The 16,734-nt window shown below is 69.2% G+C and carries 19 protein-coding genes; 6 read left to right on the top strand and 13 right to left on the bottom strand.

Annotated elements, in window-relative coordinates:
- Positions 1 to 55: 55 nt before the first annotated feature.
- Together ACIBGM_RS11260 and ACIBGM_RS11255 are read right to left on the bottom strand one after the other, a co-directional pair.
- Positions 56 to 640 (bottom strand): helix-turn-helix domain-containing protein, encoded by a 585-nt coding sequence (locus tag ACIBGM_RS11260; protein ID WP_396385394.1) that lies wholly within the window; start codon positions 638 to 640, stop codon positions 56 to 58.
- A gap of 35 nt (positions 641 to 675) precedes the next feature.
- Positions 676 to 1,725, bottom strand: coding sequence for an SDR family oxidoreductase (locus tag ACIBGM_RS11255; RefSeq protein ID WP_360517963.1), 1,050 nt, complete (start codon positions 1,723 to 1,725; stop codon positions 676 to 678).
- A gap of 71 nt (positions 1,726 to 1,796) precedes the next feature.
- Between ACIBGM_RS11255 and ACIBGM_RS11250 the strand changes: the two genes are divergently transcribed.
- Positions 1,797 to 2,657 carry a LysR family transcriptional regulator gene (locus ACIBGM_RS11250; RefSeq protein WP_360517966.1) on the top strand — a complete coding sequence of 287 codons (861 nt, stop codon included), beginning with the start codon at positions 1,797 to 1,799 and terminating at the stop codon, positions 2,655 to 2,657.
- Here ACIBGM_RS11250 and ACIBGM_RS11245 read toward each other — a convergent pair.
- Together ACIBGM_RS11245 and ACIBGM_RS11240 are read right to left on the bottom strand one after the other, a co-directional pair.
- Positions 2,648 to 2,830, bottom strand: a complete 183-nt coding sequence (locus tag ACIBGM_RS11245; RefSeq protein ID WP_132210089.1) for a DUF3099 domain-containing protein — start codon at positions 2,828 to 2,830, stop codon at positions 2,648 to 2,650. The genes ACIBGM_RS11250 and ACIBGM_RS11245 overlap by 10 nt on opposite strands.
- Before the next feature lies 1 nt (position 2,831).
- A complete protein-coding gene (locus ACIBGM_RS11240) occupies positions 2,832 to 3,281 on the bottom strand; it encodes a MarR family transcriptional regulator (RefSeq protein ID WP_360517970.1) in 450 nt (149 codons plus the stop codon).
- Between the two features lie 123 nt (positions 3,282 to 3,404).
- Between ACIBGM_RS11240 and ACIBGM_RS11235 the strand changes: the two genes are divergently transcribed.
- Together ACIBGM_RS11235 and ACIBGM_RS11230 are read left to right on the top strand one after the other, a co-directional pair.
- The gene (locus ACIBGM_RS11235; protein WP_396385274.1) at positions 3,405 to 4,631 is read left to right on the top strand and encodes an MFS transporter; all 1,227 of its coding nucleotides are present in this window, start codon (positions 3,405 to 3,407) and stop codon (positions 4,629 to 4,631) included.
- A 13-nt stretch (positions 4,632 to 4,644) separates the two neighbouring features.
- A complete protein-coding gene (locus tag ACIBGM_RS11230; protein WP_396385273.1) occupies positions 4,645 to 5,460 on the top strand; it encodes an aldo/keto reductase in 816 nt (271 codons plus the stop codon).
- Between the two features lie 14 nt (positions 5,461 to 5,474).
- On the opposite strand, the gene ACIBGM_RS11225 is transcribed toward ACIBGM_RS11230, so the two are convergent.
- Both ACIBGM_RS11225 and ACIBGM_RS11220 read right to left on the bottom strand, forming a co-directional pair.
- A complete protein-coding gene (locus ACIBGM_RS11225) occupies positions 5,475 to 6,215 on the bottom strand; it encodes a sortase domain-bontaining protein (protein WP_396385272.1) in 741 nt (246 codons plus the stop codon).
- A gap of 1 nt (position 6,216) precedes the next feature.
- Positions 6,217 to 7,158 (bottom strand): hypothetical protein, encoded by a 942-nt coding sequence (locus ACIBGM_RS11220; RefSeq protein ID WP_396385271.1) that lies wholly within the window; start codon positions 7,156 to 7,158, stop codon positions 6,217 to 6,219.
- A 358-nt stretch (positions 7,159 to 7,516) separates the two neighbouring features.
- Here ACIBGM_RS11220 and ACIBGM_RS11215 point away from each other — a divergent pair, with 358 nt between their 5' ends.
- Complete coding sequence (locus tag ACIBGM_RS11215; RefSeq protein ID WP_360517985.1) at positions 7,517 to 8,224, top strand: TetR/AcrR family transcriptional regulator C-terminal domain-containing protein; 708 nt, start codon at positions 7,517 to 7,519, stop codon at positions 8,222 to 8,224.
- Here ACIBGM_RS11215 and ACIBGM_RS11210 read toward each other — a convergent pair.
- Genes ACIBGM_RS11210 through ACIBGM_RS11200 form a run of 3 tightly spaced genes read right to left on the bottom strand, consistent with a single transcriptional unit; the run spans position 8,221 to position 11,561 of the window.
- Positions 8,221 to 9,486 carry a dihydrolipoamide acetyltransferase family protein gene (locus ACIBGM_RS11210; protein WP_396385270.1) on the bottom strand — a complete coding sequence of 422 codons (1,266 nt, stop codon included), beginning with the start codon at positions 9,484 to 9,486 and terminating at the stop codon, positions 8,221 to 8,223. The two genes, ACIBGM_RS11215 and ACIBGM_RS11210, sit on opposite strands and share 4 nt — an antisense overlap.
- On the bottom strand, positions 9,483 to 10,469 hold the full coding sequence (locus tag ACIBGM_RS11205; protein ID WP_396385268.1) for an alpha-ketoacid dehydrogenase subunit beta: 987 nt from the start codon (positions 10,467 to 10,469) through the stop codon (positions 9,483 to 9,485). The genes ACIBGM_RS11210 and ACIBGM_RS11205 overlap by 4 nt, the downstream gene beginning before the upstream one ends.
- 3 nt (positions 10,470 to 10,472) lie before the next feature.
- Positions 10,473 to 11,561 (bottom strand): thiamine pyrophosphate-dependent dehydrogenase E1 component subunit alpha, encoded by a 1,089-nt coding sequence (locus ACIBGM_RS11200; protein ID WP_360517994.1) that lies wholly within the window; start codon positions 11,559 to 11,561, stop codon positions 10,473 to 10,475.
- A 198-nt stretch (positions 11,562 to 11,759) separates the two neighbouring features.
- On the opposite strand from ACIBGM_RS11200, the gene ACIBGM_RS11195 reads away from it, so the two are divergent.
- On the top strand, positions 11,760 to 12,248 hold the full coding sequence (locus ACIBGM_RS11195) for an Lrp/AsnC family transcriptional regulator (RefSeq protein WP_360517997.1): 489 nt from the start codon (positions 11,760 to 11,762) through the stop codon (positions 12,246 to 12,248).
- Here the strand turns inward: ACIBGM_RS11195 and ACIBGM_RS11190 are convergent.
- Positions 12,245 to 13,216 carry a LacI family DNA-binding transcriptional regulator gene (locus ACIBGM_RS11190; RefSeq protein ID WP_360518000.1) on the bottom strand — a complete coding sequence of 324 codons (972 nt, stop codon included), beginning with the start codon at positions 13,214 to 13,216 and terminating at the stop codon, positions 12,245 to 12,247. The genes ACIBGM_RS11195 and ACIBGM_RS11190 overlap by 4 nt on opposite strands.
- 78 nt (positions 13,217 to 13,294) lie before the next feature.
- On the opposite strand from ACIBGM_RS11190, the gene ACIBGM_RS11185 reads away from it, so the two are divergent.
- Positions 13,295 to 14,614 (top strand): Gfo/Idh/MocA family oxidoreductase, encoded by a 1,320-nt coding sequence (locus tag ACIBGM_RS11185; protein WP_360518003.1) that lies wholly within the window; start codon positions 13,295 to 13,297, stop codon positions 14,612 to 14,614.
- A gap of 90 nt (positions 14,615 to 14,704) precedes the next feature.
- Here the strand turns inward: ACIBGM_RS11185 and ACIBGM_RS11180 are convergent, their stop codons facing one another.
- The 3 genes from ACIBGM_RS11180 to ACIBGM_RS11170 all read right to left on the bottom strand — a co-directional run bounded on the left by ACIBGM_RS11180 (position 14,705) and on the right by ACIBGM_RS11170 (position 16,627).
- Positions 14,705 to 15,205, bottom strand: a complete 501-nt coding sequence (locus ACIBGM_RS11180) for a kinase (RefSeq protein WP_396385266.1) — start codon at positions 15,203 to 15,205, stop codon at positions 14,705 to 14,707.
- A gap of 12 nt (positions 15,206 to 15,217) precedes the next feature.
- Positions 15,218 to 15,652, bottom strand: a complete 435-nt coding sequence (locus tag ACIBGM_RS11175; RefSeq protein ID WP_360518009.1) for a VOC family protein — start codon at positions 15,650 to 15,652, stop codon at positions 15,218 to 15,220.
- A gap of 99 nt (positions 15,653 to 15,751) precedes the next feature.
- On the bottom strand, positions 15,752 to 16,627 hold the full coding sequence (locus ACIBGM_RS11170) for a CorA family divalent cation transporter (RefSeq protein WP_396385265.1): 876 nt from the start codon (positions 16,625 to 16,627) through the stop codon (positions 15,752 to 15,754).
- Positions 16,628 to 16,734 lie beyond the last annotated feature (107 nt).

Raw genomic sequence — 16,734 nt, 5'->3', positions numbered from 1 at the left:
TCCTTGCCGTTCAGTAAAATGAACGATACGGCGTGAGACCCGCTGCGGTCAACGGTCACCCCGGGAGATGCGGGCTGCCGGGCGTGACCGGGTGGGCGTCCGGCGGATACTCGAGCAGCAGGACCGACCGCACCGGCCCGTCCAGCGCCTCGTACTCGTGCGGTCCGCCGGCCCGGAACGCCATGTAGTCGCCCTCGCCAAGCTCTTCGGTCCGGCCCCGCGACGTGACTCGCAAACGCCCGCTGAGCACGATGTGGTGCTCGGTTCCGGGATGCCCGGCCGACTGCTGGACGGCGCCGACCCGGACCTCCTGGTTGTAGATCTCGAACAGCCCGCCCGGGTGCTCCAGCCGGCGCAGCATCCGCAGGTCGATCGCCTCACCGGACAGCACGTCGATGTCCGCGGACCGCACCAGCACCAGGTCCGCGCTCGGCGCCTCGCTCAGCAGCGCCGACACCGGTACGCCGAGAGCGTTCGACAGACTGAACACCGTCTCGATCGTCGGGTTGCCCGCCCCGGACTCGAGCTGGGACAGCGTGCCCTTCGCGATCCCGGACCGCCGGGCCAGTTCGGACAACGAGATGCCCTGCTCGTCCCGCCGCGCCCGCAGATTCGCCCCGAGCAACCGTCCCGCACCCATCGCCGCCACAGCCGGAGCATGCCATACCGGTTGGATCAGGGAATGATCCGGCGGCGTCGCAGGTCCGCGAAGATGCCGAAGAACATCTCGTCGGTGGCGACGTACTCGTGGAAACCGGCCCGGCGGGACTTGGAGGAGTCGGCGAAGAAGTCGTAGTCCCAGCTGAAAACGAAGTCCGCGAACGGCCACGACGAGACCTCCGCGTACGACGTCGCCGCCAGACCGTGCGTCGCCTGCAACTGCTTCCACAGCGGCTCTTTGTCGGACATCACGTCCTGCAAGGACATCTGCAGCGGCGGCGCGACCTCGAGCCCGAACCAGCCGGCCAGCTTCGGCCACAGCTCGTTCCACCGGAACAGGTCGCCGTTCGTGATGTTGAACGCCTGGTTCGCCGCCGCCGGCGCGGTCGCCGCCCACACCGTTGCCTTGGCCAACAACCCGGCGTCGGTCAGCTCGAGCAGCGCGTCGTACGCGCCGGGTTTGCCTGGGAACCGCAGCGGTACGCCGAGCTCCTTCGACATCGACGCGTAGACGGCGATCGCGACAGCCAGGTTCATCGGGTTGCCGAGCGCGACACCGCCGACGACGGACGGGCGCAACGCCGACCAGGTCCAGGACTTGCCCTGCTGCCGCTGCTCCAGGAACTGCTGCTGGTCCACGTTGAACTCCGGCGGCAGGTGCGGCGGGTCGTCCTCGCGAGCCGGTGTCTTGAACGGTCCGAGGTGCGCGCCGTATACCTTGTAGCCCTGCATCAGGCTGACGTGCTGCAGTCCGCGGGCGACCGGCTCGATCGCCTCGACGACGTTGACCAGCATGGCGAGGTTCGGCGGCACGAGCTCGGCCCAGGTCGGGCGGTCCTGGTAGGCGACGTAGAACATGTGCGTCACCTCGGTGAGGCCGGCGAGCTTGTCGCGGGTGTCGTCCGGGTCCAGCAGGTCGACGGCAACGTGCCGGACCCGAGGCCCGTCCACCCCGCCGCGGCGAGACAGCCCGACGACCCGCCAATCACCCAGCGACGCCAGGTGCTCGACCAGATTCGTCCCGATCACGCCGCGCGCACCGACCACCAAAGCAACCTTGTCCATACTCGACAGCCTTGCTGACCTGCGGTGATTATTCCAAGGCATAGTTTTCACCGAAGCCATAAGCTGAGTTCATGACGACGCTTCGGCAGCTCGAGTACCTGGTGACCGTGGTCGACCAAGGATCGTTCACGAAGGCCGCCGAGCTGCTGCACGTGACACAGCCGGCGTTGTCCCACCAGATCCGCACCCTGGAGCGATCCGCCGGCGGGCCATTGCTCGAACGGCTGCCGCGCGCGGTCCGGCTGACCCCGACCGGCCGCGCGATGATGCCGCACGCTCGCGCCGCGCTCGCCGACGCCGAACGAGCCCGCTGCGCCGCACGTCAGGCCGCCGGGCTCGAGGTCGGTGAGCTGCAGATCGCCACGCTGTACTCGTTCACCCTTGGAGTGCTGCCGACCGCGCTCCGCCGGTGGCGGCTGAGCCATCCCGACGTGGGCATCCGGCTGTTCGAGCACCGCCACACCGACGAGCTGATCGAGGCGATGTACGCCGGCCAAGCGGATCTCGCGGTCGGTCCCGAGCCCACCGGCTGGACCGGCCAGACCTTCACCCTCGGCACCGAGGAACTCGTCGTCGTACTCGCCGCCGACGACCCCGCGGCGCACGGCTCAACGATCGCCCTGAAGGAGCTCGCCGGCCGCGCGTGGGTGCACTACACACCCGGCCACGGCCTGGGCGACGTACTCGATCTCGCTTGCGCACAAGCAGGTTTCGAGCCACGCGTCGCCGTACGCACCGAGCAGACCGCCGCGGCGCCGGCACTGGCGACCGCCGGACTCGGACCGGCTCTGGTGCCCGACAACATCCTGCCCGCAGGCTTCGAAGGCCACGTGCTCCGCCCCGATCCCCCGGTCTGCCGAACGCTGACGGCCTACACCCGCGGCGAGCCCGACCCCCTGGCCGCAGCCTTCATCAAGGTCCTTCAGTCCTGACCCCAGTTGGCGACGATCACGGCGATCGGGGGCAGGACGGCGGCGACCGCGCTCATGCCGATTGCGACCGGCACCGAGAACAGGCGTACGACGAACCACGCCAGGCCGATCAGGACCAGGCAGCTGCCCATCAGCCAGTAGTAGAGCTTGCGGTTGTCGTACCGCCGGGCCATCTCAGACCTTCAGCGACAACTTGCCCAGGGCGTCGACCAGCGGAGCTAGCTCGGGCAGATCGGCGGCCTTGTCCAAGGCGGCCGTGAGTACGGCGTCGTGCGTGGGCTGAGCCTGGTCGAGCAAGTCGCGGCCGGCCTCGGTGACCTCGGTGTAGATGCCGCGCCGGTCGGTCGGGCACAGGTACCGCTGCAGCAGCTTGCGGTCCTCCAGCCGGTTCACCAACCGGGTCGTCGCGGACTGGCTGAGCACGACCGCGTTCGACAGCTGGTTCATCCGCAGGTGGTAGTCGTCCTGCCGGGCGAGCACGTCGAGCACGCTGTACTCGCTCACGGACAGCCCGTGCTGCTTCTGCAGCGCGCGCTCCAGCTCGTCCTCGATCCGGGCATGCAGGGCCGCCAGGGTTCGCCACCCCTGCGCGCGCGCCTCCGCAGCGTCGTCCGGCAGTCCCATCACGCCTCCACTTGAACTTTACGATTGCATGCGCAATCATAACGCTTATGCAATAGCCCGCGTCTGCAACTATCGCACACGCCGGTAACAGTCACCAGACTACATTCGAGGAGTCACCCAGTCATGCCCTCAGCCCTCCTGGCGCCGCCCGCCAATCCCCGAGCGAAGCGAGGGGCTCTTCTGGCTTTGGCTTTAGGTGCTTTTGGGATCGGGACCACCGAGTTCGTCATCATGGGACTGCTGCCCGAGGTCGCGACCGACTTTGGCGTCAGCATTCCGTCCGCCGGTCTGCTCATCTCCGGCTACGCCCTCGGCGTCGTGGTCGGCGCACCGCTGCTCACCGCGATCGGGTCCAAGGTGTCCCGCAAGACCGTCCTGGTCGCACTGATGGGCGTGTTCATCGCCGGCAACCTGCTGTCCGCGATCGCACCGACGTACGGCGTCCTGATGACCGCGCGGATCGTGGCCGCGCTGGCCCACGGCGCATTCTTCGGCGTCGGCTCGGTCGTCGCCGCCTCCCTCGTCCCGAAGGCCAAGGAGGCCAGCGCGATCGCCCTGATGTTCACCGGCCTCACCGTCGCGAACGTGTTCGGCGTCCCTGGCGGTACGGCGCTCGGCCAGCAACTCGGCTGGCGTTCGACATTCTGGGCGGTCACCGCGCTCGGCGTCATCGGACTGCTCGGCATCGTCTTCCTCGTCCCGCGGCAGAGCACCTCCGAAGGACCGGGGCTGCGCAGCGAGCTGGCGGTGTTCAAGAACCTGCAGGTATGGCTGGCGCTGGCGATGACCGCACTCGGGTTCGCCGGGGTGTTCGCGTCGTTCACCTACATCGCGCCGATGATGACCGAGGTCGCGGGCTTCTCGTCCGGCGCGGTGACCTGGCTGCTGGTGCTGTTCGGCGGCGGCCTGGTGGTCGGCAACCTGCTCGGCGGCAAGGCGGCCGACCGGGCGCTGATGCCAAGTCTGTACGGGATCCTGGCGCTGCTGGCCGCCGTACTGGTCGCGTTTGTGTTCACCGCGCATGGGCACGTGACCTCAGCGGTGACGATCGCGGTGTTCGGGGCCGCCGGATTCGCCACCGTGGCGCCGCTGCAGAAGCGGGTGATGGACAAGGCCGCGGGCGCGCCGGCGCTGGCGTCGGCCGCCAACATCGCCGCGTTCAACCTGGGGAACGCGATCGGCGCCTACCTCGGTGGGCTGACCATCGAGCACGGCCTCGGCTACACCGCGCCCAACTGGGTCGGCGCCGCACTGGCCGCCTCCGGCCTGGCCGTCGCCCTCCTCTCCGGTCTGCTGGACCGCCGCCGCCGTACCGCTGCCGTCGACCAGCCCGTCCTCACCACTGTCTGAAGGAAGAAGACTCATGAAGCTCAACAACGGCGTGGAGATGCCCCAGCTCGGGTACGGCGTCTTCCAGATCCCCAACGACGAGACGGCAACCGCCGTGACCGCCGCACTCGAAGCCGGCTACCGCAGTATCGACACGGCTGCGGCGTACCAGAACGAGGCCGGCGTCGGTCAGGCCCTGGCTGATTCCGGCATCGAGCGGGGCGAGCTCTTCGTCACGACGAAGCTCTGGAACGCGGATCAGGGGTACGAGCGCACCCTGCGCGCATTCGACCGGAGCCTGTCGCTGCTCGGACTCGACTACCTCGACCTCTACCTGATCCACTGGCCGACCCCGGCGCGCGACCTGTACGTCGACTCCTGGCGGGCGATGGAGAAGCTGTACGACGAAGGCCGGGTACGCGCGATCGGTGTCTCCAACTTCCAGCCGGAGCACCTGGACCGGCTGGCGAAGTCCGCTGACATCGCGCCGGCGGTGAACCAGGTCGAACTACATCCCTACCTGCAGCAGGCCGACGTACGCACGTACCACAACGACTTCGGGATCCGGACCGAGGCGTGGAGCCCGCTGGCGAAGGGGGGCTCGCTGCTGACCGAGCCGGCGATCGAGGCGCTGGCCAAGGAGCACGACCGCACTCCCGCGCAGATCGTCCTGCGCTGGCACCTCCAACTCGGCGACATCGTCATCCCCAAGTCCGTCACCCCGGCCCGGATCGCCGAGAACCTGGACGTCTTCGGCTTCACCCTCACCGACGACGACCTCGGCTCCCTGGCAACCCTCGACCGCAACGAACGCACCGGCCCCCACCCGGACGAGTTCAACGCGGTCTAGCGCGTCGTCCGGCCCTACCTTTTCGGTACGGCGATGACGACGGCGTTGCTGAGGTACGCCGTTCCGTCCCAGTCCTCGCAGGTCACCAGGACCAGGCGTCCCGGGACGCTCTGGCTGAAGAGCTGCGCCGCCTGCCCTGCCAGCGCCTTCTTCCGGTATGTCGTGACCGATGAGACCACGTAGTTGAGAGTGCCGCGGCCGGTGGTCACCGCGACCGCGTCACCGGCGGAGAGCTCGTCGAGATCGTCGAACGCGCCGCCACCGTCGTGGACGGTGTGGCCGGTGATGATGGCCGAACCCGTGGCCGCGCCGGGCGCGGCGCCGTCGGACCACCAGCCGACGAGCAGTGGGTTGGCCGGCGGGATGAGGGTGCCGCCGCGGGCGCGGATGCTGAGCACCCGGGCGGAGATCCCCAGGCTCGGCACCGACACCCTGACCGGGTTGCCCGGCCGGGCCGGTGCCGTACTCCGGGTTTCCGGCGGTGGCGGCGTCTTGCTCGGGGTGGCTGTCGACGACCGCCTCGGCGACGGTTGCGCGGTCGGCGGCTGAGCCGACGACGCCGGCGGTACGACGGACGTCGTACCCGCGACCGTTGACGTCGGAGACGGCGAACCGGCCGCGGTCTGCGGCCGGTCGTCGTCACCCTTCAGCTGGATGTACCCGCCGGTGGCGAGCAGCGCAGCGCCTGCCGCCAGGGCCCCGATCGTCCACCACGACGAACGAGCGCGGCCCGGGCGGCGACGCCTCGCGGACATGTCAGGCAGAGTGCTGACCGCGCGTCTGCCGGGACTTCAGGACACCGGCGAACACCAGCACACCGCCGAGCATGAGCAGGGCGATGCCCCACGCGCTCTGGCTGCCGGCGATCGCGGACATGTTCTTCAGGCCACCGGACTGACCCGCGTCGACCTCGGTCGGGATCGCCACGGTCGGCGTGCTGGAGCTCTCCGTCGGGGAGACCGACGGCGACTCACTGGGGGTCTCCGAAGGCGTCTCGCTGGGCGTCTCCGAGGGGGTCTCGCTCGGCGTCTCGGAAGGCGTCTCGCTCGGGGTCTCCGAAGGCGTCTCGCTCGGCGTCTCCGAGGGGGTCTCGGACGGCGTCTCGCTCGGGGTCTCCGAAGGCGTCTCGCTCGGCGTCTCCGAAGGCGTCTCGGTCGGCGTCTGCGTCGGGGTCTCGGTCGGCGTCGGGGTCGGCGTCGGTGTCGGCGTGGTGGTGACCTGCTTGACGCAGAAGGTCACGTGGCTGATGCCGTAGTACTTGCCGTTGTTCGAGTTCACCGGGGTGTGCAGCCCGGAGTCCCCGGTCGAACCGGCCGGCCGGTAGTCGTAGAAGTTGGCCGCCGGGCCACCCTTCATCAGCGCACCGAGCACGACGCCGCCGCTGGCGGTGAACGTGACCTGCTGACCACCGGTCTGGTCACCGGGGTGGTCGGGGTCGTCCTGCGCCAGCGTGGTCGTGGACCAGCTGACCGTCACGCCGTCCGCGGTCGCCTGACCCGGCGTCGGCGGGTCGAACTTGATCTCGGTCGAACCCGGGATCACGTTCTCGCAGTTCGGGTTGCCGTCGATGATTGAGCCGCTCGCCGAGGCCGACGGCGCCATCGCGAGCGTGACGCCGCCCAGCACGAGTGCGAGCGCGCCGGCGCCGCCGAGCAGCGCCACCACGCGGGACCGCTTCGCCTGTCCGCGTGCGTCCACCGATGTTTCGTTCACTATCTTCCCCATGTCTGTGGCCGGTCATATGACCGGCAAAGTCGTCGGCGGTCCCCCGGAGCCATCCCCGGCCGAACCAGGAGTCGTCGATCACCGGCCCTGCGCCGGTGGCCCATCGTCGTCCTCAGACCGACATTCCCCTCCGGCCTGCCCCTGCAAGGATCGATGGACCCACGCATTCTGGTGGTCCCGCGTTGCCGCGCGCAAGTAGGAGGTCCACGACTCGCCGTGTTCCTTACGTTTTGCAACCGAACCGTTTCCCACCCTGACAGAAAGTAGTTGCCTATTGCCACTAACACAGTGTTTTAGTTCGTGAAACGCCGTATTCGCTATGCTCGGCCGGATGGCACGCGAGGCGGACCTGAAGACGGCGCTCGGATCGGTGTGGTTGCGGGCCGATCCGGAGGCGACGCGAGCGCCGTTGAGTCGTGACGACATCGTGCGTACGGCGGTCAAGGTGCTGGACCGCGACGGGCTGGAGTCGTTCTCGATGCGGCGGATGGCGGCCGAGCTCGGCACCGCCGCCACGTCGGCGCTGTACTGGCGGATCGCGAACAAGAACGACCTGCTCGAGCTCGCTGTCGACGAGGTGCTCGGTGAGGCCTTGGTTCCCGCGGAGCGTGGTGATTGGCGCGACCAGGTGACCGCTCTCGCGACGGCGGCGTACGAAGCCTTGTGGGCGCATCCGTGGGCGACACAGTTGCTGGCGTCGCACGCCGGGCTAGGCCCGAACTACCAACTGCTGGCCGAGCGGATCCTGAACGTGCTGAGCTCAGCCGGCTTCCGAGGCGTGCACCTGGACGCTGCGGTTTCGGCGGTCTTTCACTACCTGATCGGTGCGGCCGTGACCGATGCGGCGTGGACGGCGACAGTACGGCGGAGTGGGCTGACCGAGCGGGAGTGGGCGTCGGCCGCGGGTGAGCAACTCGGCGTGGGTGCGGCGAGTCTGGCGGCGTACCTGAGCCGGGAGAACCTGGCCGGCCCGGAGGCCCGCTTCACCAGCGGGCTCCGGGCCGTGTTGGTCGGCTTGCGGCCACGACAGTTGTCCTAGAGGTCGGCGAAGACCGACGCCGGGTTCTCGAAGGCGTCGGCGACGAAGCGCAGGAAGGCGGCCGCGGTGCCGCCGTCGCAGACGCGGTGGTCGAAGACAAGCGACAGTTGGGTGAGCTTGCGGATCGCGAGCTCGCCGTTGACCACCCACGGGCGGTCGATGATCCGGCCGACGCCGAGGATCGCGACCTGCGGGTGGTTGATGATCGCCGCGCTGCCGTCCACGCCGAAACTGCCGTAGTTGTTGAGGGTGAACGTCCCGCAGGACAGCTCGTACGGCGTCAGCCGGCCGGCGCGGGCGGTCTCGGTCAGGCGCTTGATCTCGGCGTCCAGCGCGCGCGTGGTCAACCGGTGCGCGTTCTGGACCGCGGGTACGACGAGACCGCGGTCGGTCTGCGCGGCCAGGCCGAGGTTGATCCCGTCGTACTGGACCAGTTCCTCGCGTTCGGTGTCGACGAATCCGTTGAGCTCCGGGAACTTCTGCAACCCGGCCACCACGAACCGCGCCATCAACGCAAGCAACCCAGGGCCGGCATCCTTCGCCGACCGCAACGACTCCCGCAGCTCCACCAGCGCGGTCGCGTCCACGTCCACCCAGGTCGTGGCCTCCGGAATCTCCGCCCGGCTCCGGCTCAGGGTCGCCGCCACCGCCTTCCGGAACCCGCTCAGCGGCTCGCGCCGCAACTCCGCAAGCCCAGTCCGCGAGCCAACCTCCGGCGCCTTTTCGAACCGCTGAGCGATCGCCGCCTCCACGTCCCGCCGAACGATCAGCCCACCGTCACCCGACCCCACCAAACTCCTGAGGTCCACCCCGGCATCCCGAGCCATCCGTCGCACCAACGGCGAAATCACCAACGGCACCTCGCTCTTCGGAGGATTGTTGCCATTGGGCGGCACCGATGTTCCGGAAACCGCCGGACCGCGCGGCCGGCGACGCCGCCCCACACCGGCGCCTTCACCGGTTCCGTAGCCGATCAGGACGTTGCCCGAGCCGGCCTTCTCCTCTTCGCGGTACGTCGTCCCCGCATCGACCTCCGCGATGGTGATCAGCGGCTTGCCGACCGGGATCACCGTGCCCGGCTCGCCGTGGAGCTCCTCGACGACTCCGGCGTACGGCGCGGGGAGCTCGACCACGGACTTGGCGGTCTCGACCTCGGCGACCGGGGCGTCGACGGTGATGACGTCGCCGACCTTGACCAGCCAGCGGACGATCTCGGCCTCGGTCAGCCCCTCACCGAGGTCCGGGAGCAGGAAGGTGTTCACGAGTCCTCCCACTGCAGGTCGTCGACGGCGTCCAGGATGCGGTCCACGCCGGGGAGCTGGTGCTTCTCCAGCTTCGGCGGCGGGTACGGGATGTCGAACCCGGTCACCCGCCGGATCGGCGCGGCCAGCGAGTGGAAGCACTGTTCGGTGATCCGGGCAACGATCTCCGACGACACACTCGCGAACCCGCTGGCCTCCGCTACCACGACGGCCCGGCCGGTACGACGTACCGCCGCAGCCACCGTCTCGTCGTCGAACGGCACGATCGACCGCAGATCCACCACGGTCAGCTGCCGCCCCTCGGCCGCCGCTACCTGCGCCGCCTCCAGAGCGACCGGCACCGTCGGCCCGTACGCGATCAACGTCGCGTCCGCGCCTTCCCGCCGTACGACGGCCGTGCCGATGCCCGGCTGGTCCTCGGTGAGGTCGACCTCCTCCTTGGCCCAGTAGAGCTTCTTCGGCTCCATGAACACCACCGGGTCCGGGAACTCGATTGCCCTTCGCAACAAGGTGTACGCGTCCGCGACCGTCGCCGGCGCGACCACGGTCAGCCCCGGGGTGTGCGCGTAGTAGCTCTCGGAGGAGTCGCAGTGGTGCTCGACCCCGCCGATGCCGCCGGCGTACGGCATCCGGATCACCATCGGCAGCGTGACCCGGCCGCGGGTGCGGTTCCGCATCTTGGCGACGTGCGAGACGATCTGCTCGAACGCCGGGTACCCGAACGCGTCGAACTGCATCTCGACGACCGGCCGCATCCCGTTCATCGCCAGCCCGACCGCCATTCCGACGATCCCGGACTCGGCCAGCGGGGTGTCGAAGCACCGGTCCTCGCCGAACTCCGCGGTCAGCCCGTCGGTGATCCGGAACACGCCGCCGAGCGCGCCGACGTCCTCACCGAACATCAGCACGCTGTCGTCGGTCTTCATCGCGTCCCGCAGGGCCTGGTTCAGCGCCTGCGCCATCGTGATCTTCACGTGCGTCATCGCTCAGGCCTCCTCTCGCGCCAGCTCGTCCCGGAGGAACGCGGCCTGTTCCCGCAGCTGCCGGGTCTGCGTCGTGTAGAGGTGCGCGAACAGGTCCGCCGGATCCACCTCAGGCTCCGGCATCAGACCGTCGCGCAACTGCTGTGCGACCTCGTCCGCGACGGTCTCGGCCCGTCGCCGTACGTCGTCGTCCAGCAAGCCCTGCTCAGTCAGATAGGTCTCGAGCCGCTTGATCGGATCGCGCTCCAGCCACGGCGTCACCTCGTCGTCCTGCCGGTAGCGGGTCGCGTCGTCCGCGTTGGTGTGCGCCTGCACCCGGTAGGTGTGCGCCTCGACGAGCTGCGGGCCTTCGCCAGCGCGCGCCTTGTCCACAGCCTGTCCGAGTACGGCGAGCAGCCCGGCCAGATCGTTGCCGTCGGCCCGCTCTCCGGGAACGCCGTACCCGATCCCCTTGTGGGCCAGGGACGGCGCGACCGTCTGCCGGGCGAGCGGGACGGAGATCGCGTACTCGTTGTTCTGGATGAAGAAGACGACCGGCGTGTGGAAGACGGCGGCGAAGTTCAGCGCCTCGTGGAAGTCGCCCTCGCTGGTCGCGCCGTCCCCGCAGAGCGCCATCACCACGGTGTCCTCGCCCTTGAGCCGGGCCGCGTGCGCGACCCCGACCGCGTGTGTGAGCTGGGTCGCGAGCGGCGTCGCCTGCGGCGCGACCTTGCGGGCGTACGGGTCGTAGCCCGAATGCCAGTCACCGCGGAGCAGGGTGAGCGTCTCGATCGGGTCGACACCGCGGCTGACGATCGACACCGTGTCGCGGTACGTCGGGAACAGCCAGTCCCCCTCGCGCAGCACCATCGTGGCCGCGACCTGGCAGGCCTCCTGACCGTGCGACGAGGGGTAGACGGCGAGCCGGCCCTGCCGGACCAGCGCGCCGGCCTGGTCGTTGATCCGGCGCCCCTTGATCAACTGAACGTAGCCGTCGACCAGGACTTCCTCGGTGGGCAGCCGGTACGACGGGTGGTCGTGCGGGAGCCCGTCCTGGTCGATCAACCGGACAGGTTCCGCGGAGGGGAGCAAACGCTCCTCGACGAAGCTCATCGACGTCCTCGCTTCGCTCCGGGCGCCGATGAGGCGTGGAGTAGGCAGTGCTTGTCGATGAACTCGCTTCGCTCGTTCATGTGACCCTCCATGGCAGGAGACGGACGGTGGCCTCATCGTCGTACTTCTGGTCAATCTGATCCAGACCTGGAAAAATCACGAGACGCTTGGCCCAGTCCCCCCAGCCCGAGGAGCAGAATGTCCGACGACGTGATGGTCAGCCCGCCGGTGCCTGGACAGATGGTCGTCGCCCCGGCCCTCGACGAGATCGACCGGCAGATCGTCGAGGCGCTCGGGCGGGACGGACGGCTGTCGATCCGGGCGCTCGCCGACCAGGTGCACATCTCCCGCGCGAACGCCTACGCCCGGGTCGAGCGGCTCACCACGACCGGCGTGATCACCGGGTTCACCGCCACCGTCGACCCGCTGAAGCTCGGCCTCGCGACGTCGGCGTACGTTACGCTGAGTCTCCGGCAGAGCTCCTGGCGGACGCTGCGCGAACAGCTGCAGGCGATCCCCGAGGTCAAGCACATGGCGCTGGTCGGCGGCGACTTCGACGCGATCCTGCTGGTCCGCGCCGCCGACAACGAGCACCTCCGCCGGGTCGTCCTGGAGAAGCTCCAGGCCATCCCCGAGGTGCTCGCCACCCGCACCGCCCTGATCTTCGAGGACGTCGGCACGCTCTAAGGACAGCCGCAGGACCGCCGGACGATCAGTTCGGCCGGATACGTCACTTCCTCGACGGCTTCCTCGCCGTCCACCAGCCGGCCGACGGCGTCCCGTGCCATCAGCTCCAACGGCTGCCGTACGACGGTCAGCGGCGGCCAGCTGTACTCCGTCTCTGCAGTCCCGTCGAACGCGACCACCGCCACATCCTCGGGAACCCTCAGCCCGGCCTCGTGAATCGCCCGCAGCACCCCGATCGCCTGCAGGTCCGAGCTGGCGAAGATCGCCGTCGGCCGATTCGTTGCCGCTAGCAACTCACGACCGGCTTCGTGACCACCGCTCCGGCTGAAGCTCGCGCGAACGATCGGCCCTTCTTCCAACCCAGCCTGCGAAAGCGCGTCCCGCCACCCGAGCTCGCGCTCCGGCCGGCGACGACCGCCGATGACCAGGCCGATCGTGCGATGACCGTGCTCGATGAGGTGCTCGACACCGCGACGGGCGCCGTCGCGGTACTGCGGCCGGACCGACGAAGCATGCGGCAGAACGCGGTTGATCGCGACTACCGGCACGTCGACACCGTCCAGGTCCGGGTCCTCGGTCGGCGCGACCAGGAGCAGGCCGCTGACCCGCCGTACCAGGAGTTCGGCGAGCTTGGCCTGCTCGGTCGCCGGGTCGCCGTCGGCGCTGGTCTGCAGAACGACGTACCCGCGGGCCGCGGCCTCCTTGTCGATCGCCTTCGCAAGCTCGGCGAACAGCGGGTTGCCGCCGTCCGGGGTGATCAGGCCGAGGGTCCGCGTCGTGCCCATCCGGAGCGCGCGGGCGGTCGCGTTCGGCCGGTAGCCGAGGACCCGGATCGCCTCCAGCACGCGCTCCCGGGTCTCCGGCGCGACCGGTCGCGGGCCCTCGTTCACCACGTAGCTGACGACCGCGGTGCTGACCCCGGCGTACTCCGCCACGTCGTTGCGGGTGACTGGGGTGGCCTTGGGCATGTGCCGATAGTACGACCTTGACCGCTGCGGAAAGCGATTGCTAGCGTGCTGGTTCTACACGAGTAGAAAGGGTTCGTCGTGCCTCGACGCTATGCAGTGGCAGGAACCGGTTCGCGAGCACGGGCCTACGTCCGCGCGATCGTCCAGGACCACCCCGACGAGGCCGTGCTGGTCGCGTTGCTCGACCCGAACCCGGGCCGGCTCGCGGTGCACGACCGGTGGGTGAAGGAGCTCGGCGGGCCGGAGCTGCCGCAGTACGGCGCCGACGACCTGGAGCGGATGATCAAGGAGCAGTCCGTCGACCGGGTGGTCGTGACGAGCCCCGACTACACGCACGCGAACGTCGTGTCCCGGATCCTGCGGGCCGGCGCGGACGTGATCGTGGAGAAGCCGCTGACCATCGACGCCGACGGCACCCGGCAGATCGTCGAAGCGATGAACGAGTCCGGCAAGTCGGTCGTCGTGACCTTCAACTACCGGTACTCGCCCCGGAACAGCGCGCTGCGGCAGCTGATCATGGACGGCGAGATCGGCACGGTCACCAGCGTCGAGTTCCAGTGGGTGCTCGACACCCGGCACGGCGCGGACTACTTCCGGCGCTGGCACCGCGAGAAGCGGTTCTCCGGCGGCCTGCTGGTGCACAAGGCGTCCCACCACTTCGACCTGGTGAACTGGTGGATCGCCTCCACCCCGACCCGGGTCTTCGCCTCCGGCGGCCTGTTCTTCTACGGCGCCGACAACGCCGCGACTCGTGGCCTTGGGCAACGACCTGAGCGTGGCACGGTCGACGGGTCGGCCGACGACCCGTGGCTGCTCGACCTGCGCGCCGACGAGACCAACCGGCAGCTGTACCTGGAGAGCGAGCAGTACGACGGGTACATCCGCGACCAGGACGTATTCGGTCCGGGGATCACCATCGAGGACAACATGGCGGTGATCGCCGAGTACGCGAACGGCGCCCGGCTGAGCTACTCGCTCAACGCGCACTCGCCGTGGGAGGGCTACCGGGTCTGCGTCAACGGCACCGAAGGGCGCGCTGAGCTCGAGGTCGTCGAGCGCGCTGCCGTGGTGGACGACCAGATCGATCCGAGCTACCCGTCCGAGCGGGTCGTGGCTGGTGACGTGCGGTCCGACGGCGAGCGGCTGGTGCTGCAGAAGCACTGGGCGCCGGCGGTCGAGGTCGAGATCCCGCGCGGGGTCGGCGGCCACGGCGGCGGCGACCGGCTGATCTACGCCGACCTGTTCAAGGGGCCCGGCGACGACCCGCTGGCCCGCGCCGCCGACGTCCACGACGGCGTCCGCGCGGTCGCCGTCGGCATCGCCGCGAACCAGTCCCTGGCCTCAGGCCAGCCGGTCGTGATCGCCGACCTGGACCTCGGCGGCTGGTCGCAGGGTTAGCTGCGGACCGCCAGGCCATCACAATCGCCATCTTCCGGTGGGTTCCCGCTCAACCGGCTGCAGCCGGTTCGATTGTGATGGCCTGGCGGTTCACGTCAGCCCGGTCTCGGCGAGGATCCGCCGGACGGTTGTTTCCAGGGAGCTCGTCTGGTCGATGACCGTCTCGCGCGGCTCGCCGAGCAGGTCCTGCGGTTGGTACCACTCGGCCATGTCCGCGCCGGTGAACTCACCCGCCTTCGGCCGGGTCGCGTGCCGCCGGACGGTCTCCTCGAACGGGATGTCCAGGTAGTAGAAGTACGACGGCCCCGCGTGGTCGTCACGCAGTTGCCGGAGCATCTCGCCGTACCGGACCTTCGGCATGATGCCCTCGACGACCGCGTGGTACCCGCGATCGAGGGCGTGGTTCGCGATCTGCCGGATCATCTGGATGTTGGCGCCGTCGGGCTGGTCCAGCTCCTTGAAGACGATCCGGCGGACGTAGTCCTGCTCGATCCAGGCGACCCCGCGCCCGTACGCCGCCCGGATGGCCTCGACGATCGAGCTCTTGCCGGAGCCCGAATTGCCTCTGATGACGATCAGCCGGGGATCCACCGGCGCACAGTACTACCAGGAGGCGGGCAGTCCGGGGCGGTGCGTGCCGAAGGTCCACTCGTAGCCCTCGGGGTCGGCGACGCGGCAGCGGTAGTTGCCCCACGCGGTGTCGGCCGGCTTCCAGACCGACTCGGCGCCCGCGGCGACCGCGGTCGCGTGGATCGTGTCGACCTCGGCCTTGCTGTCGAAGGCGACGTAGCTGCCGTGACCGACGGTCTCGCCCTTGCGCACCGGCTTGTCGTAGCCTTCCTCGTCGGTGAACAGGGTGAAGGAGACCCCGCCGTACCGCATCTCGGCGTGCATGATGCCGCCCTTGTCGTCCGGCACCTCCATCGTGGTCTCGAACCCGAACGCCTTCTCCAGCCAGCGCAGGGCGCCGACCGCGTCGCGGTAACCGAAGTACGCGTGGAAGGTCGCGGTGCTGGTGCTGCTGCTGTTCTCGGTCATGTCTCCAGGATCCGCTGAGTAGCGGACAGCTTATGTCCGCTACTCAATCGGATTCGGCCACTTGCGGAACTGTGTTGTAGGTCTGCCCGTACGGCTCGGTCATCCCGTCCTGGACCACGTCGTAGTTGGCGAACCCGGCCCACCACGCGCCGTCGAGCTTTCCATCGGCCACTCGGGGTAGTTCGAGTGGACGGCGTACAGCTTGCTACCGACGACCACGCCGCTGTCCATGGGCTTGAACGGGCCGTCGGTCAGCGGCAGGAACCCCGTGGCCAGGATCGTCAGCTGCTCGATCGTCGCGTTCTGCCGGACGCCGACCTTGGTCTGCTCGACCGATATCACCGCCATGTTCGCCTCCAGCACGGTCGCGAGCAGGTCGCGCTGGGCCGCGACCTCCTCGTTCACCAGCACCAGGTGGTCGTGCACGTCCCGGAAGTACGGCAGCAGGTGGGTGCTCTGCGCACCACGCTCGATGGTCGCGAGTACGGCGAGCAGCGGGTGCACGGCGCGGTAGAAGTCGGTCACCTCGCGGCGGAGGAAGTAGATCCGCTCGGTCGGCGCGACCGACCCGGCGAACACGGTGTGCTCGACCTGCTCGATGTCGCGCTCGAGCTCGGCGACCACCGGGCCGTAGCCGTCGACGACCTGGTCGAGGATCGCCCACAGCACCGAGTTCGTGCCGGCCTCGAGCAGCTCGGGCCGCTGCTCGAGCCGGATCCGGGCGCCGTGCAGGTCGCTGGCGACGCCCTGGCGGACGGTGATCACGAACGCCGGCCCGACGAACACGCTCACCTCGCCGAAGTCGACCTCCTCGCGCTGGTCGTCGTACCGGGCCGTGCGCAGGATGACCAGCCGGATGTCGCCCTCGTACGGCTCCACCTTGGGGCGCAGGTGGAAGGTCTGTGCGTCCTCGATCGACATCGGGCCGACGTGCTGGCGGTGCCCGTCGCGGTAGTAGGCGCAGTCGATGATCATGGTGACCTCCTCCCCCGATCGTCAGTCCTATCGGCGACAGGAAATAGGGTTGGGCGGGAAAGGCAGGATGAACTTCGGCGCGCCTGGGTCGTGTCTGGCAATTCAGC

Origin of the sequence: Kribbella sp. NPDC050470, assembly GCF_044458365.1 — a bacterium.
Lineage (GTDB): Bacteria > Actinomycetota > Actinomycetes > Propionibacteriales > Kribbellaceae > Kribbella.
Note: the sequence above shows the minus strand (reverse complement) of the source record. Positions and strands in the feature narration are given on the sequence as shown.